Source organism: Nonomuraea gerenzanensis (genome assembly GCF_020215645.1).
Taxonomy (GTDB): domain Bacteria; phylum Actinomycetota; class Actinomycetes; order Streptosporangiales; family Streptosporangiaceae; genus Nonomuraea; species Nonomuraea gerenzanensis.
Genome location: NZ_CP084058.1, coordinates 10041967 through 10056950, shown reverse-complemented (window position 1 = coordinate 10056950; position 14984 = coordinate 10041967). Strand labels below are relative to the sequence as shown.

Annotated in this window: 16 protein-coding genes and 1 tRNA gene; 9 read left to right on the top strand and 8 right to left on the bottom strand. The window is 71.2% G+C overall.

The features are described 5' to 3' along the window. Positions 1–5: 5 nt before the first annotated feature. A complete protein-coding gene (trhA, locus tag LCN96_RS46725) occupies positions 6–653 on the top strand; it encodes a PAQR family membrane homeostasis protein TrhA (protein WP_225268838.1) in 648 nt (215 codons plus the stop codon). An 18-nt stretch (positions 654–671) separates the two neighbouring features. Here the strand turns inward: trhA and LCN96_RS46720 are convergent, their stop codons facing one another. Beyond that, complete coding sequence (locus LCN96_RS46720) at positions 672–1367, bottom strand: DUF4097 family beta strand repeat-containing protein (protein ID WP_225268837.1); 696 nt, start codon at positions 1365–1367, stop codon at positions 672–674. Positions 1368–1536: 169 nt separating this feature from the next. Between LCN96_RS46720 and LCN96_RS46715 the strand changes: the two genes are divergently transcribed. The 4 genes from LCN96_RS46715 to LCN96_RS46700 are packed head-to-tail and all read left to right on the top strand — an operon-like array spanning position 1537 to position 4538. After that, positions 1537–2472, top strand: a complete 936-nt coding sequence (locus tag LCN96_RS46715) for an SPFH domain-containing protein (protein WP_225268836.1) — start codon at positions 1537–1539, stop codon at positions 2470–2472. Then, positions 2472–2729, top strand: coding sequence for a hypothetical protein (locus LCN96_RS46710; RefSeq protein ID WP_225276210.1), 258 nt, complete (start codon positions 2472–2474; stop codon positions 2727–2729). The genes LCN96_RS46715 and LCN96_RS46710 overlap by 1 nt, the downstream gene beginning before the upstream one ends. Next, on the top strand, positions 2716–3354 hold the full coding sequence (locus tag LCN96_RS46705) for a GPP34 family phosphoprotein (RefSeq protein ID WP_225268835.1): 639 nt from the start codon (positions 2716–2718) through the stop codon (positions 3352–3354). Before LCN96_RS46710 ends, LCN96_RS46705 begins: the two co-directional genes overlap by 14 nt. Before the next feature lie 26 nt (positions 3355–3380). Continuing rightward, positions 3381–4538, top strand: coding sequence for a DUF418 domain-containing protein (locus LCN96_RS46700; protein WP_225268834.1), 1158 nt, complete (start codon positions 3381–3383; stop codon positions 4536–4538). On the opposite strand, the gene LCN96_RS46695 is transcribed toward LCN96_RS46700, so the two are convergent. Next, positions 4529–5212 (bottom strand): response regulator transcription factor, encoded by a 684-nt coding sequence (locus LCN96_RS46695; protein WP_225268833.1) that lies wholly within the window; start codon positions 5210–5212, stop codon positions 4529–4531. The two genes, LCN96_RS46700 and LCN96_RS46695, sit on opposite strands and share 10 nt — an antisense overlap. Continuing rightward, entirely contained in the window at positions 5205–6938 is a 1734-nt protein-coding gene (locus LCN96_RS46690; protein WP_225268832.1) for a sensor histidine kinase, read from the bottom strand. The genes LCN96_RS46695 and LCN96_RS46690 overlap by 8 nt, the downstream gene beginning before the upstream one ends. 179 nt (positions 6939–7117) lie before the next feature. Here LCN96_RS46690 and LCN96_RS46685 point away from each other — a divergent pair, with 179 nt between their 5' ends. The 3 genes from LCN96_RS46685 (at position 7118) to lat (ending at position 10430) form a co-directional block, all read left to right on the top strand. Continuing rightward, positions 7118–8467 (top strand): serine hydrolase, encoded by a 1350-nt coding sequence (locus tag LCN96_RS46685; RefSeq protein WP_225268831.1) that lies wholly within the window; start codon positions 7118–7120, stop codon positions 8465–8467. Between the two features lie 87 nt (positions 8468–8554). Further along, positions 8555–9097 (top strand): HdeD family acid-resistance protein, encoded by a 543-nt coding sequence (locus tag LCN96_RS46680; protein WP_225268830.1) that lies wholly within the window; start codon positions 8555–8557, stop codon positions 9095–9097. Between the two features lie 64 nt (positions 9098–9161). After that, entirely contained in the window at positions 9162–10430 is a 1269-nt protein-coding gene (gene lat / locus LCN96_RS46675; RefSeq protein WP_225268829.1) for an L-lysine 6-transaminase, read from the top strand. A 10-nt stretch (positions 10431–10440) separates the two neighbouring features. Here lat and LCN96_RS46670 read toward each other — a convergent pair whose 3' ends face one another. Beyond that, complete coding sequence (locus tag LCN96_RS46670; protein ID WP_225268828.1) at positions 10441–11661, bottom strand: NAD(P)/FAD-dependent oxidoreductase; 1221 nt, start codon at positions 11659–11661, stop codon at positions 10441–10443. 150 nt (positions 11662–11811) lie between these two features. Here LCN96_RS46670 and LCN96_RS46665 point away from each other — a divergent pair, with 150 nt between their 5' ends. Further along, positions 11812–12474, top strand: coding sequence for a helix-turn-helix domain-containing protein (locus LCN96_RS46665; protein WP_225268827.1), 663 nt, complete (start codon positions 11812–11814; stop codon positions 12472–12474). A 200-nt stretch (positions 12475–12674) separates the two neighbouring features. Here LCN96_RS46665 and LCN96_RS46660 read toward each other — a convergent pair whose 3' ends face one another. The 4 genes from LCN96_RS46660 to LCN96_RS46645 form a co-directional block, all read right to left on the bottom strand. Then, a complete protein-coding gene (locus LCN96_RS46660; protein WP_080045733.1) occupies positions 12675–12899 on the bottom strand; it encodes a helix-turn-helix domain-containing protein in 225 nt (74 codons plus the stop codon). A gap of 157 nt (positions 12900–13056) precedes the next feature. Beyond that, positions 13057–13132, bottom strand: a tRNA-His gene (locus LCN96_RS46655). Positions 13133–13200: 68 nt separating this feature from the next. After that, entirely contained in the window at positions 13201–13794 is a 594-nt protein-coding gene (gene orn, locus LCN96_RS46650; protein WP_225268826.1) for an oligoribonuclease, read from the bottom strand. A gap of 68 nt (positions 13795–13862) precedes the next feature. Continuing rightward, positions 13863–14972, bottom strand: a complete 1110-nt coding sequence (locus LCN96_RS46645) for a DUF2510 domain-containing protein (protein ID WP_225268825.1) — start codon at positions 14970–14972, stop codon at positions 13863–13865. Positions 14973–14984: the final 12 nt, after the last annotated feature.

The following is a 14984-nucleotide window of genomic DNA, read 5'->3' as shown; positions in this document are numbered from 1 at the left end:
GTTACATGACGACCATCACCGTTAAGCCGCGGCTGCGAGGCTGGTTGCACACCGGAGCGCTGCCTGTCACCTTGGTCGCCGGCTTCGTGCTCGTGGCGCTGGGGCCCACCTTGCAGGCCCGGCTGGCCTCGTCGATCTACGCCATCACCTCGGCCCTGTTGTTCGGCATCTCCGCCACCTATCACCGCAGCACGCTGGGCCCGCGGCTGGCCGAGTTCCTGCGCCGGATCGACCATGCGAACATCTACCTGATCATCGCGGGCACCTACACCCCGTTCGCCCTGCTGGCGCTCGACGGTGCGGCCCGCGTGGCGGTGCTGTCGGTGATCTGGGGCGGGGCGCTGTCCGGGGTGCTGTTCCGGGTGTTGTGGATGAACGCGCCGCGCTGGCTCTACACGGTCCTGTACCTGGCGCTGGGCTGGACCGCGGTCTTCGTCATGCCGCAGTTGCTGGAGGGCGCGGGGGTGGCCGCCGTCGTGCTGGTGGCGGTGGGCGGCGTGTTCTACTCGGCCGGCGCCGTCGTGTACGGCCTGCGCCGCCCCGATCCGTCACCCCGCTGGTTCGGCTTCCACGAGGTCTTCCACGCGTTCACGATCGCCGCCTACCTGGTGCAGTACATCGCGGTGTCGATCGTGGTCTACTCCCACGGCTGAGCCGCCCGGCGCCGGCGGTCAGGGCGTCATGACCGCCAGGTCGCCCGAGTCGCTGACCGCCTCGATCGAGCGCGGGGCCGAGGCGTCGCTGGCGGCGGTGATCTCCTTGCCGCCCGAGTCCGTCCGCGTCACGACGTTGTACGGCCCCTGCGGCACGTGGATCTCGATCCGCCCGGAGTCCGTGGAGGTCGTGACCTTGTCGGGCTGACCGGTGAAGGTCAGCGTCACGTCACCCGAGTCCGTCCGCATGACGACCCGCTTGCCCGTCAGCCCCGCGGCCTCGATGGCGCCGGAGTCGCTGCTGGCCTCCACCTCGCCCGACAGGTTCTTCAGCGTGAGGTCGCCCGAGTCGGTGCCCGCCGTGACGCGCAACCCCTTGGGCACCTCGACCCGGTAGCTCACGTCGCAGGACACTCCCGCGGCGCCGAGGCCCCAACTGGTAGGGCAGGTGAACGCCAGCTCCAGTGTGTCGCCCCGCACCTCGTGGCTGGTCTTGGGCTTCTCCTTGCGCCAGGTCAGCCGCTCGCTCACGTGAATGCCGGCGCGGTCGGACTCGACCACCTCGACGGTGCCGGAGTCGGCCTCGACGCGCAGGGCCGCCACCTTGTCCGTGACGTCGTACGTCACGGTGTCTGCGTTGTGCTCACCGAGGCCACAGCCGGTCAGCACCGCGGCGAGCCCCAGCGAGCCCGCGATCAACGCCGTTCTCCTCATGGCACAAACCCTAGGGCTTCAGGACGGGCGCGACATTGCCGCCGACACCCTGATGCCCGGTAGTGCCAGCCCTACCACAGCGCCCACCGGCCGGCCTTCCCACGCGGCCAAAAAAGTGATATCACTTTGCTAGCAAGGTGAAGTCACACAAGAGTCGGGAGGCAAGGTGATGGTGGACACATCGAGCGCGGGCGTGGTCGACATGCCCGAGCCCCGCACCCACGAGCGGCCGGTCAGGGCCGCCAACGGGTTCGTGATGCTGAGCGTGGCGACGCTGGTCGGGCTGGCCGGCCTGGCGCTGATCGTGCTGGGCATCGCCCTGCTGGCCACGGGCTCCGCCTCGGCCGGGCTGGCGTCGCTGCTCGTGGGCATCCTGGTGCTCCTCACCGGGTTCGTCATGTTGTTCGGGCTCACCGCGGTCGCCCCGGGCGAGGCCAGGGTGGTGCAGCTGCTCGGCCGCTACGTCGGCACCCTGCGCACCCCCGGCTTCCAATGGGTCAACCCGATCACCGTGCGCCGCCGGGTCTCCACCAGGATCCGCAACCACGAGACGGACGTCACCAAGGTCAACGACGCCGACGGCAACCCCATCCAGATCGCGACCGTGGTGGTCTGGCAGGTGCAGGACACCGCGCAGGCGGTGTTCGAGGTGGACGACTTCGTGGAGTTCGTGGCCATCCAGGCCGAGACGGCGGTGCGGCACATCGCGGGCACCTACCCCTACGACTCCCACGGCGAGCCGCGGCTGTCGCTGCGCGACAACGCCGACGAGATCAACGACCAGCTCTCCCTGGAGATCTCGGCCAGGGTCGCCTCCGCGGGCGTCAAGGTCATCGAGTCGCGCATCATCCACCTGGCGTACGCGCCGGAGATCGCCCACGCGATGCTGCGCCGCCAGCAGGCCGGCGCGGTGGTGGCGGCCAGGCAGCGGATCGTCGAGGGCGCCGTCGGCATGGTGGAGATGGCGCTGGCCAAGCTCGCCGAACACGACGTGGTGGAGCTGGACGAGGAGCGCAAGGCGGCCATGGTCAGCAACCTGCTCGTGGTGCTGGTGGGTGATCGCGACACCCAGCCCGTGGTCAACACGGGCACGCTGTACCAGTGATGGTCGATCGAAAGAAGCTCCTGCTGCGGCTCGACCCGGTGGTCCACGACGCGCTGGCCAGATGGGCGTCCGACGAGCTGCGCAGCACGAACTCCCAGATCGAGTTCCTGCTGCGCAGGGCGCTGTCAGAGGCGGGGCGGCTGCCCGAGGGGGTCGGGCGGATGCGCCCGCGTGGCCGCCCGCGCAGGGACGCGGCGGGAGAAGAAGAGGAAGACGAAGGGGAGCACGCGGATGGAGACGCCGGTGAAGCACCATGAGACGCTGACCCGCTCGGCCTTCCTGCTGGCCTTCGACCTGCGCAGGCAACGGCTGGCGCAGCGGACCGAGCTGGGCTACCTGCTGCGCGCCGCCGCCCTGGCCGAGCTGCTGCTGGAGGGCTGCCTGGCCGACGAGTCGGGCAAGGCGCGGGCCGTCGCGCAGCCCGCGCACGCCGGGCCGGGCTCGCTGCGGGCGATCGTCTGGGAACAGATCTCCGGCTCGCCGCCCCGGTCTTGGCGGCGATGGATCGGCAAGGACCACGCCAAGGCGGTCGGCGTGGTGCGTGACGAGCTGGCCGCCGACCGGCTGATCCGGGTGGAGCGGCGCCGGGTGCTGTTCATCCCGGTGGAGCGGATCGTCCCGCGCAAGGCGTACCTGTCACGCAGGCTCGCCGAGCGCGTCGGGCGGGCCATCCGCGGGGGCCAGCCGGTCGGGCGGCTCGACCAGGACGTGCGCGTCCTGGCGGCGCTGGCCGGGGCGGCCGGCCTCAAGGCGGTTCTGGAACGGGGCGAGGCGCGCCGGAGCCGGAGCCGGATCGAGCAGCTCTCCCTGCCCGTCGAGCCCATCACCACCGCGCTGCGCAAGAGCGTGGAGGCGGCCAAGTCGTCGTCGGCCGCCGGTTGACATCGGTGTTGTGAGGAAGGTGACGCATGACCACGTCCATCGAGGCGCAGGCCCCACCGCGCGCCACCACCGGGCGAGCCCTCGCCCCCGACCTGGCACGCGGCGCGATGCTGCTGGCCATCGCCTTCGCGCACGCGCCGCTGTTCGTGACCGACGTGCGTCGCGGCCCCGCGGCGCTCAACGCGATCACCGATGTCTTCCACTTCCTCTTCGTCAACAACCACGCGCGGCCGATGTTCGCCTTCCTGTTCGGCTACGCGCTGGTGCAACTGCTCGACCGGCGGCTCGCCCGCCCGGGCGGCGACTGGGTGAGCGCCCGCAAGCTGCTGCGCCGGCGCGGCTGGTGGCTGATGGCCATCGGGCTCACGCACGTGGTGCTGCTGGTCCCGATCGACATCCTCGCCCCCTACGGCCTGGCCGCCGTCCTGCTGGCCGGCCTGTTGCGGCGCGGTGACCGGGCCCTGCTGTGGACGGCCGGGCTGACGTTCGTCCCCGCCACGGCCGTCGTCGCGGCCAGCATGTGGTTCCCCATGTCGAACGGCATCTCCACCTACACCAAGGCCGGCGTCTCCGCGGGCGGCCAGGGCTTTTGGAGCCTGCTCACCGAGCGGCTCACGGCCTGGCCGATCAGCCTGGCCGTGGGCACCCTGCTCGTCATCCCCGGCGTGCTGCTGGGCATGTGGGCGGCGCGCCGCCGCTACCTGGAGGAGCCCGCGCGGCACCGCCGCCTCCTCCTCGGCTTCGCCGTGATCACCACCGCCCTGTCCGTGGCCGGCTCCCTGCCCGCCGCCCTCGTCCAGGCGGACGTCTGGACCGGGCCGTCGCCGGCGGCTCTCTGGGCGGCCGTGCTGGCGCAGGCCGTCACCGGGTACGCGGGCGGCATCGGCATGGCGGCCCTGGTCGCCCTCGTCGCGATCCGCGCCGGGCGGCGGCGCAACCGGCTCACCACGATGGTCGAGGCGCTCGGCCGGCGCTCGATGAGCCTGTACCTCTTCCAGTCCGTCGCGTACGTGGTGCTCTTCTACCCGTACGGGATGGGCCTCCAGGACGACCTCGGCCTGGCCGGGGCCACGCTCGTGGCGGCGGGCACGTGGCTGATCTCGCTGCTGCTGGCCGACCTCATGGCCCGGGTCGGCTACCGGGGCCCGGCCGAGATCCTGCTGCGCAGGCTCGCCTACCGCTGAGGCGGCTCCGGCCCCAGGTAGGCCAGGACCGCCGCCACCCGCCGGTGCACGTCGCCGCTGTTCTCCAGGCCGAGCTTGGTGAAGATGGCGTTCACGTTCTTCTCCACCGAGGAGATCGACAGGTGCAGGGCGCGGGCGATGGCGGAGTTCGTCCGGCCGTGGGCCATCTCGCGCAGCACGTCCCGCTCGCGGGCGGTCAGGGCCTCCTGCTGGCCGCGCACGTCGCGCCTGGCCAGCAGGCCCTCGACCACCTTGGGGTCGATGACCGAGCCGCCGGCGGCGACCGCCCTGATCGCGCCGAGCAGCTCGTCGAGGTCGCCGACCCGGTCCTTGAGCAGGTACGCGTAGCCCTCGGTGCCGTGCTTGAACAGCTCGAACGCGAACAGCGCGTCCGAGAACTGCGACAGCACCACCACCCCCACCTTCGGATGCGCGGAGCGGATGCGGTGGGCGGCGTCGATGCCCTCGAAGCCCTGCCGCCATGCGCCTCCGGGCATCCGGATGTCGGTGATCACCACGTCCGGGCCGAGCCGGCGGACGGCGTCGAGCAGCTCGTCGGCGTCGCCCACCGCGCCGACGACCGCCACCTCGCCCGACATCTCCAGCAGCTGCCTGGTGCCCTCGCGCACCAGGTAGTGGTCGTCCGCCACCACCGTACGGATCAGCTCACCCATCGACCGGCACCCACGCGTGCACCCGTGTCCCCTTCCCCTGCTCGCTGTCCACCGTCAGGCTCCCACCGAGCGCGTCGAGCCGGTCCTCCAGCGTGGCCAGCCCCCGGCGGGCGCGCGTGCCGGGGTCGAAGCCCTTGCCGTCGTCGCTCACGGTGGCGTGCAGCCGGCCGCCCTCCAGCGTCAGGCGCACCTCCATGGTGGCCGCGCCCGCGTGCTTGAGCGCGTTCGCCACGGCCTCGCTCACCGTGAAGTACATCGCGCCCTCGACCTCGTCGGCGAAGCGCCTGGCCCGCAGCGACGGAGCGGAGGTCACCGTGGTCCGCACGGGCAGGCGCGAGCAGCGCTCCTCCACGGCCTCCACCAGGCCGCCCTGGCTGAGCGCGGACGGGTGGATGCCGGCGGCCAGCTCGCGCAGGTCGGCGAGGGTCTGGCGGGCCTGCTCCCGCAGGTTCGCCAGCATGTCGGGGCCCGCGCCGGTCGCCCTGGCCAGCTCCAGACCGGCGATGAGGGCGACGAGCTGCTGCTGCACACCGTCGTGGATGTTGCGCTCGATGCGGCGGCGCTCGGCCTCCTGCGCGTTCACCAGCCGCGTGACCAGGCCGGCGCTCTGGATCGCCAGCCCGGCGGGCACGGCCAGCGCCTCCAGGAGCCGCCTGTCCACCCGGGTCAGGGGGCCCGCCTGCCGGGGGCCGCACTCGATGCGGCCGCCGCGTACCGGCAGCTCCAGCGTCGCCGCGCCCTCCTGCGTGCCGGAGACCATCCGGGTGCCGTCCGCCAGCGTCACGGCGGCCCAGCGCAGGTCCAGCCCCGTACGCACCGCCGCCGCCAGCCGGCCGAGCTGCTCCACCGGCTCGGGCGTCTCCTGCAGCGCCGTGCCGAGGTCGGACAGCACCTCGTCCACCGTCGGCCGCAGGTCGAACACCAGGTGCAGGCGCGAGCCGCGCAGCCCGATCCGGACGTCGAGCAGCCGGTGCCGCACCAGCGCCACCCCGATGGCGGCGGGCAACGAGCCCACCACGGCCAGGACCCCGATCAGCCCGGCGATGCCGTACGCGGACCCGCCGAAGTGGAACGACGACACCAGCACCGCGCCCGCGGCGGTCGCCGCCATGCCGCCGACCATCCAGGCGTACTGGCCGCGCTCCGCCCGAGCGCTGCGCCGCCACCGGAGCACCAGGCCGCAGATGACGACCACCGCCATGACCCACGTGGTGAGCTGCCCGGCCGCCGAGGCCCACACGCCGGCCCACTGCGTGGCCGACAGCGGGCCGCTGGGCGGATGGTACGGGTCGTGGCCGTAGGCCAGGTTCCCCGCGGTGTGCAGGGCGATCGCGCCACCGGAGATCCACGCGACGGGGCGCCACCGGGGGGAGGGCAGCCGCCCGTCCGGGAACAGCAGGGGCACGAAGATCCAGGTGAGCCCGTAGAAGACGGGGCTCAGCGAGCCGAGGGCGGTGTAGAGCGCGTGGCCGCCCGTACGTGCCGACAGGCCGATGCCGAGCACGCTGAGCCCGAGTGCGAGGGAGGCCGCCAGCAGCAGCCAGCCGTAACGCAGCTCGGGCCGCCGGACGGCCAGCAGCCGGCCCAGCACGGGCAGCGGCAGGGCGAGCACGATGAAGGCCCACTGCTGCGGCGGCGCGGGCAGGCCGCTCTCCAGCAGGGGACCGGCCACCAGCCCGCCGGCGGCGATCAGGGCCAGTGACCCGGCCACCACCCTGGAACTCATAGGGCCCCATCGTGCTGAACGGTCAGGGGGGACGTCTATGAGGTTATCCGCATATTTCCGGCGGCCAGCCGCACCGGCAGGGACGGTGGCTCACCCGGTGGTGGCAAGCCCGCGCGCCGCGATGTGCTGAGGCGACGAAGCCGATCTCGGCTGCCGATCTTCGCGAAGGAGCCCTTCTCATGCACACTCCGTCGAAGCCCGTCCGGATCCTCGCGGCGGCCACGGCGGCGATCGCCATGACGGCCTGCGCCGGGCGGCCCGTCCCCGCCGAGGCCACGAGCGCGGGTGTCACCGCGCCGGTCTCCGCCGCCCCCGAGGTGCCCGCCACCCCGGCGGGCCGGCAGCTCGCCTGGCTGCTCGACGCCTCCACCCGCCTGCCGATCACCGACGACGAGCTCGCCGGCCACTTCACCGCCGACTTCCTCAAGAACATCCCGCCCGCGCAGCTCAACCAGGCGCTGGCCGGTTTCGAGAACCTGAAGCTGGAGCGGGTGGAGCAGTCGCACGAGCGGGAGCTGCTGGCCAGGGTCCTGGCGGGCGCGTCGGCGGTCAACGTCGTGATCAGCGTGGACGCCGACGGCCTGATGAGCGGCCTGCGGTTCATGGCGCCCGACCCGACCACCTGGGCCGAGGTGGACGAGAGGCTCCGCACGCTCTCCCCGCGCACCGGCTTCCTGGCCGCCGAGCTGACCCCGGACGGCAGGTGCCGGCCCCTGCACGGCGTCGCCGCCGGCGAGCGGCGGCCGCTCGGCTCCATGCTCAAGCTGTACGTGCTGGGCGCGGTCGCCGAGCGCATCAGGAGCGGCGCGTTCGGCTGGGACACCAAGCTCACGATCACGCCGGAGCTCAAGAGCCTGCCGTCGGGCGAGCTGCAGGACCGCCCCGACGGCAGCCAGGTCACCGTGCTGGAGGCCGCCAAGCTGATGATCTCCATCAGCGACAACACGGCCACGGACCTGCTGATCCACAAGGTGGGCCGCAAGGCGGTCGAGCGCACGATGCGCGCCTGGGGCGTCAACGACCAGCGCAACGTGCCGTTCCTGACGACGCGGGACCTGTTCGTGCTCAAGGGCGTGGACTACCCGCGCCACGCCAAGCGGTACCTGTCGCTGAACGACGCGGGGCAGCGGGCCTACCTGGAGAAGGTGGTGGCCAAGACGCCGCTGTCGAAGTTCGCGATGTGGAGCGCGCCGCGCGAGCTGGACACCCTGGAGTGGTACGCCTCGCCGGCGCAGATCTGCCGGGCGTACGCGGGCCTGGTGAAGCTGGGCGACCGGCGCGTCGGCGAGGTCATGTCGATCAGCGACGGCGGCCTCGGCCTGGACAGGGCCCAGTGGCCGACCGTGTGGTTCAAGGGCGGGTCGGAGCCGGGGGTCTCCGACGCCGGCTTCCTGGCCCGCACGAAGCAGGGCAGGACGTACGTCGTGACCACGATGGCGATCGACCCGAAGGCGCCGATCGGCGCGCACGTCTGGCTGGAGCAGACGGCGCTGAGCCGTGGCGCCTTCGCGCTGGCCAAGGCGTCCTGATCGCGTTGTCATCCAGCGCGGCACGGATCACCGACATTTGACCCGCTGCTGGTCTGTTTCCGGGCAGAGGCCGGAAAGCAGATCAGTATGGGGGAAATCTCTCGATCGTGGTGGCTGCTGCTCGTCAGGGGACTGGCAGCAGTCCTCTTCGGCGTCCTGGCGCTCATCTGGCCGGGCATCACACTGCTCGTCCTGGTGATCTTCTTCGGTGCGTACGCCCTCGTCAGCGGCCTGTTCGCGCTGTTCGCCGGGTTCCGGCACGGCGCCAGGTCGCGGACCTGGCTCATCGTCTCCGGCATCATCGGCATCCTCGCCGGCATCGTGGCGTTCGTCTGGCCGGGGATCACCTCCCTGGCCCTGCTCTACGTCGTCGCCTTCTGGGCGATCTTCTCGGGCGTCTCCGAGATCGCGGCCGGGATCCACCTGCGCAAGCTCATCGACGACGAGTGGATGTTCATCGTCGGCGGCGCGCTGTCGGTGATCTTCGGGGTGCTGCTGCTCATCTGGCCGGGAGCGGGCCTGGTCAGCCTCGTCTGGCTGGTCGGCGTCTTCGCGATCCTGTACGGCATCGCCATGATCGCATTGTCCATGCGCGTGAAGAACTTCACGCCAAGGGCAGACGTGCCGTAAATTTTGTATATATAGCCGTGTTCCTCAAGAGGAATGCCAGGCTCCCGCCCACTGTGGAGGTGCCATGGACGTACACACCCGCCTTGCCCGCCACCTGCTCGTCGACGGTTACCGCCTCGTGCTCGACCTGGAGCTCAGCCACGGCTCCTGGCTGGTCGACGCCCGTGACGGCCGCCGCTACCTGGACTTCTACACCTTCTTCGCCTCGGCCCCCCTCGGCGTGAACCCGCCCTTCGACCCCGACCACGTCCGGCTGCTCGGGCAGGTGGCCCGCAACAAGCCGGCCAACCCCGACATCTACACCGAGCACCTGGCGGACTTCGTCGACACCTTCGTGCGCGTGCTCGGCGACCCCGGCCTGCCGCACCTGTTCTTCGTCGAGGGCGGCGCCCTGGCCGTGGAGAACGCGCTCAAGACCGCCTTCGACTGGAAGAGCCGCCGCAACGAGGCCGCCGGCCGCTCCCGCGACCTGGGCACCAAGGTCATGCACCTGACCAAGGCCTTCCACGGCCGCAGCGGCTACACGCTCAGCCTCACCAACACCGAGCCGGGCAAGACCGACCGGTTCCCCACCTTCGACTGGCCCCGGATCGACGTGCCCGCCATCCACTTCGGCGACGTCGAGGCCGCCGAGGAGCGGGCGCTGGCGCAGGCGCGCGAGGCGTTCGAGCGGCACCCGTACGACATCGCGTGCTTCATCGCCGAGCCCATCCAGGGGGAGGGCGGCGACAACCACATGCGGCCCGAGTTCCTTCAGGCCATGCAGCACCTGTGCCACCAGTACGACGCGCTGTTCATCCTGGACGAGGTGCAGACCGGCGGCGGCACGACCGGCACGCCGTGGGCGTACCAGCAGCTCGGCCTGGAGCCCGACGTGGTGGCGTTCGCGAAGAAGGTGCAGGTCGGCGGGATCATGGCGGGCCGCAGGGTGGACGAGGTGCCCGGCAACGTGTTCCAGCAGAGCGGCCGGATCAACTCCACGTGGGGCGGCGGCCTGGTGGACATGGTGCGCAGCCGCGGCATCCTGGAGATCATGGAGCGCGACGACCTGATCACCCGCGCCGCCACCGTGGGCAACGTGCTGCTCGAACGCCTGTCGAAGCTGGAGGCCGAGCACCCGCAGGAGCTGTCGAACGTGCGGGGCCGCGGCATGATGTGCGCCTTCGACCTGCCCGACGCGGCGGCCCGCGACGCCCTGGTGACGCGGCTGCGCGAGGAGCACGGGGTGCTGGTGCTGCCCTGCGGCCCCAGATCCGTGCGCCTGCGCCCCGCGCTGAACATCCCCGAGGCCGACCTCGACCACGGCCTGGCCGCCCTGTCGGCGGCTCTGTAGCTGCTGGAGGCTACTGGGTGACGCTGGCCCGGCTCCGGTGCGGGCCGGCGTACCGCCAGAAGAAGTTGAGCAGCACGCTGAGGCGGTTGCGGCCGCCCAGCAGGTACGCCACGTGGATGAAGATCCACACCAGCCAGGCGGGCAGGCCGCGCATCGTCAGCCCGTTCTCGAGCTGCAGCACCGCCTCGGCCTTCCCGACCGTCGCCATGATCCCCGGGTCGCGGTAGGAGAACGGCCGCGGCTGCCCGCCCTTGACCATCGCGGCGATCTGCTTGCCCACGTGCTTGCCCATCTGGATCGCCGGCTGCGCGAGCTGCGGCAGCGCGTGCGGCGCCCCGGCCAGGTCACCGGCCACGAAGATCTCGGGGTGCCCCGGCACGTTCAGCGCCTCGGTGACCGTGATGCGGCCGCCCTTGCCCTGCTCCAGCCCCCACGATGCCACCTCGGGCGGCGCGGTGACGCCCAGCGCCCACACCGTCACGTCGCTGTCCAGCCGCGTGCCGTCCTCCAGCAGCACCGCGTCCGGCTCCACGCCGGCGACGGTGGCGCCCAGCCGCAGGCGCACGCCGCGCTTGCGCAGCGCCTGCGCCGCGGAGTCGCGCAGCTTCGGCTTGTACGGCGCCAGCACGTAGTCGAAGCGCTCCACCAGCGTCACGCTCGTCTGGTCCGGCCGCACCTCGGGATGCGTCAGCGGCAGCGTGTTACGGCGCAGCTCGGCCAGCGTGCCCGCCATCTCCACCCCGGTCGCGCCCGCTCCGACCACCACGACGTGCGTGCTCTCGCGCCGCCCCGTCGCGGTGTCCTCCAGGTAGTGCTGCAGCCGCCGCCGCAGGCCCGCCGCGTCGCCCAGCGAGTAGATCGGCAACGCGTTCTCCGGGGCGCCCGGCACGTTCAGCCAGTTCGTGGTGACGCCCGTGGCGAGCACGAGGTAGTCGTAGTCGAGCGCGCCGCCGTCGTCGAGCTCCACCCGCCGCTTCTCCGGCAGGATCCTGCTCAACGCCGCCCGGCGCGCCCGCACGTTCGGCCACTTCGCCGCGTACGTCCTGATCGGATAGGACACGTCCGCCGTGCCCATCCCGGCCGTGGCCACCTGGTAGAGAAGAGGTTGAAAGGTCGCGTACGGGTTGCGGTCGACCAGCGTCACCAGCGCTCCGCTCCTGGCCAGCTCCCGAGCCGCGGCCAAGCCGGCGAAACCCGCACCCACGACGACGACCCGCGCTCTCTGCACCATGATCTCTCCTTCCCCCTCAACGGGCTCATGGATGTCAATGGCACCGCCAGCTTCTCTTAAACCCGCCGCAGCCGGAAGCGCCCAGAACGTCCGGTCCCGTTCGCGGCGGCGAGACGCGGTTACCGTGACCCGGAAGGAGGAGATCGCCGCATGTCTCAGCAAGTGACCACCATCGAACGCCTCGGCCGCCGCATCGCCCAGCGGCGCGCCGAACTGGGCCTGACGCGTGAGGACCTCGCCCGGCGTACGGGCATCGAGGCGGGCTACCTCGCCTACCTGGAGGACGGCCCCTCCATCCGCGAGGCGCTCGGCCAGCTCGCCATCGCCCTGCGGACCACCGTGGAGGAACTCCTCGGCGAAGTCACCGAAACGCCGGCCGGCACCGGCCCCGCCTCACCCCACCCCACGCTGGTCGCCCTGTCGGAGCCCGAGTGCCTGCGCCTCCTGGAGCCGGGCGGCGTCGGCCGCATCGCCTTCGAGGGCCGCTTCGGGCCTACGGTGCTGCCGGTGAATTATCGGCTGAGCGACGGGGCGATCATCTTCCGGACGGAGCCGGGTGGGAGCACCGAGCAGGATCTGCGTACGGGGATGCGGGATGTGGAGTACAAGGTCGCCTTCGAGGTGGATCGGATCGAGGAGTTGACTCGGGGTGGGTGGAGTGTGCTGGCGCAGGGGTCGTTGCATCATGTCCGGGAGGAGGAGCGGGCTGCGGCTGCTGCCACCGGGGTGGAGCCTTGGGTGGGTGGGGAGCGGCAGCAGTACCTCAAGATCATCCCTACCCGGCTCACGGGCCGCCGCATCAAACCCGGCTGACAGTGCCTGTCTGCGCGCCGGGGCCGGCGTGCACGGCCGGTCGGGCGCCGCGTCGGCGCGACGGTGTGCGGCGGAGCCCGGCACGACGGTGTGCGGCGGAGCCCGGCGCGACGCGCACGGCGAGGACGCGGGGCAACGCGCCCGGAGGAACGCGGCGCACCGCGACCACCCCGGGCACCGGTGAAAGCAGTCGCCGATCGCTACTGCCGCCGCGACCGCCACAACCCGATCGCCGTCACCCTGGAATCCACCCCCAACTTGGCATAGATCCGGTTGACGTGATTCTTGACCGTCTTCTCGCTGAGAAACAGTCGCTGCGCGATCTGCCCGTTGGACTGACCAGTGGCGATCAGGTCCATGACCTCGGCTTCACGCTTGCTCAAGGACGTGAACACGCTATCGAAAGCTGCGTCGTCGACTCTCATCCGGCCTCCGGGGGCGCGCAGACGGTCAAGATCGCCGATGGCCCCCGTGCTGCCGGCGTTAGCGTTAGACAGCGAGCATAACCCGCATTGTCATGATTTGGGGGGTTACCCGGAAGAAAACGCGAACGGCCGGTCCAGAAGGACCGGCCGTTCGCCGTGGGGTGAGTGAAGGGACTTGAACCCTCGACATCCAGGACCACAACCTGGCGCTCTGCCAACTGAGCTACACCCACCATGGCCACCCGCGGTGAGGCGGCACAGGAAAAGTGTAGCGGGATTCGGGAGTCTTTACGCCACTCGATTAACCGCTGACGCGCTCAGCCAGGGCTCTGGCCGTGGTCGAATCGGGGCCGGGCTGGCCCACGAAGATGGCCGCGCGGTAGTAGCGCAGCTCCCTGATGCTCTCCGTGATGTCCGCCAGAGCACGGTGTCCGCCCTGCTTTTCCGGGGCCGCGAAGTAGACCCGTGGATACCAGCGGCGTACCAGCTCCTTGATCGACGAGACGTCGATCATCCGGTAGTGCAAATACGCATCCACCCCGGGCATGTCGCGCGCGATGAACGTGCGGTCCGTGCCGATCGAGTTGCCGCAGAGCGGGGCCTTCTTCGGCTCGGGCACGTGGCGGCGGATGTAGTCGAGCACCAGCGACTCCGCCTCGGACAGCGTCACGCCGCCCGCCAGCTCGGGCAGCAGCCCCGAGGCGGTGTGCATCTCGCGTACGACCTGCGACATCTGCTCCAGCGACTCCGGTGGCGGCTTGATGACCACGTCGACACCCTCGTCCAGCTGATTGAGCTCGCTGTCGGTGATGACGCACGCCACCTCGACGAGCGCGTCGCGGCTCAGGTCGAGCCCGGTCATCTCGCAGTCGATCCAGACCAGCAAGTCACTCATACGATCTCCTCGCCCAGCGGCTCGGAGCGATCCGCCCGCTTGTTACACCACCAGCCTAGTGCCACCGGTCAGGCGGGCTTGAGCGAGCCGATGACCTCGCTGACCACGTCCGTGCCGAGATTGTCGGGAACGGACACGTAGATGATCGCCGGGCTCTGACCCTGGCCGCGGTCCATCAGCACGATCGCCCCGTTCTCCTTCTTCCACTTGTAGCCGTTCTCCTCCGAGATCTTGGTGAAGTCCAGCTCGAACTGCAGCACGTACGCGTCCCGATCGCCGATCTTCATGGCCTTGTCGGCCACGACCTTGCTCTCGTGCGCGAGCTGGTAGTACTCCGTGGAGAAGTGCACGAAGACGGCCTTGACCGTGTCGCCCATGCCCGCGACGCCGGTGTAGGGGTAGAGCTCGTTCAGCACGCCGGTGTAGACGTTGCCGATCCAGTCGCCGTCGCCCTGGTAGTTCTCGTGCGAGACCTCCTTCACCCCGGCGCTGAACTGCTGGTCGGTGGGGTTGCCGCTGTTGACGTCGGAGGGGACGGCGACGTCCCAGCCCTCCGGCACCTGGAAGGAGACCCCGGCCCGCGGGTCGGTGACGACCCCGTCGACCGGCTGCGGGAACTCGCCGCCCTGGCTGGGCCGGGGCTGCTGCGACGGGGGCTCGTTCGTGGGCGGCTGCTGCGGCTCGAACGTGTCGCTCCGCCTCGGCTGCGCCGTGTTGCCCGAGTCGCCGCTGTTGATGAAGAAGATCCCGGCGACCACGATCAACGCGATCACGAGCAGTGCCGCCAGCCCGCCGAACACCCAGGGCAGCGGGTTGCCCTGCTTGGGCGGCGGCCCGTAGCCGGGGCCGGGCAGCGGCGCGCCGCCCCACTGCGGCTGCTGCTGTTGCTGGGTGGGCGCCGTGGGCGCGCCGTAGGCGCCCTGCCCGTACGTCGGCTGGCCGAACTGGGCCGTGGGGTTGGCCGGCGTCACGGACCAGCCGGGGCCGGACTGCTGCTGGGGCGACTGCTGCGTCGAGGGCTGGGGCGAGGGCTGGGGCCTGGAGGACGGCTGCTGGGGCTGCGCCGGGCCCTGCTCCTGCGCATGGGTGGCGTCCGTCCACTGGTTGCCGTCCCACCAGCGGAGCCGGGGCTCTCCATAGGGATCCGGGTACCAGCCCGCGGGGGTCTGCGTGGTCATGTGCGCCAGATT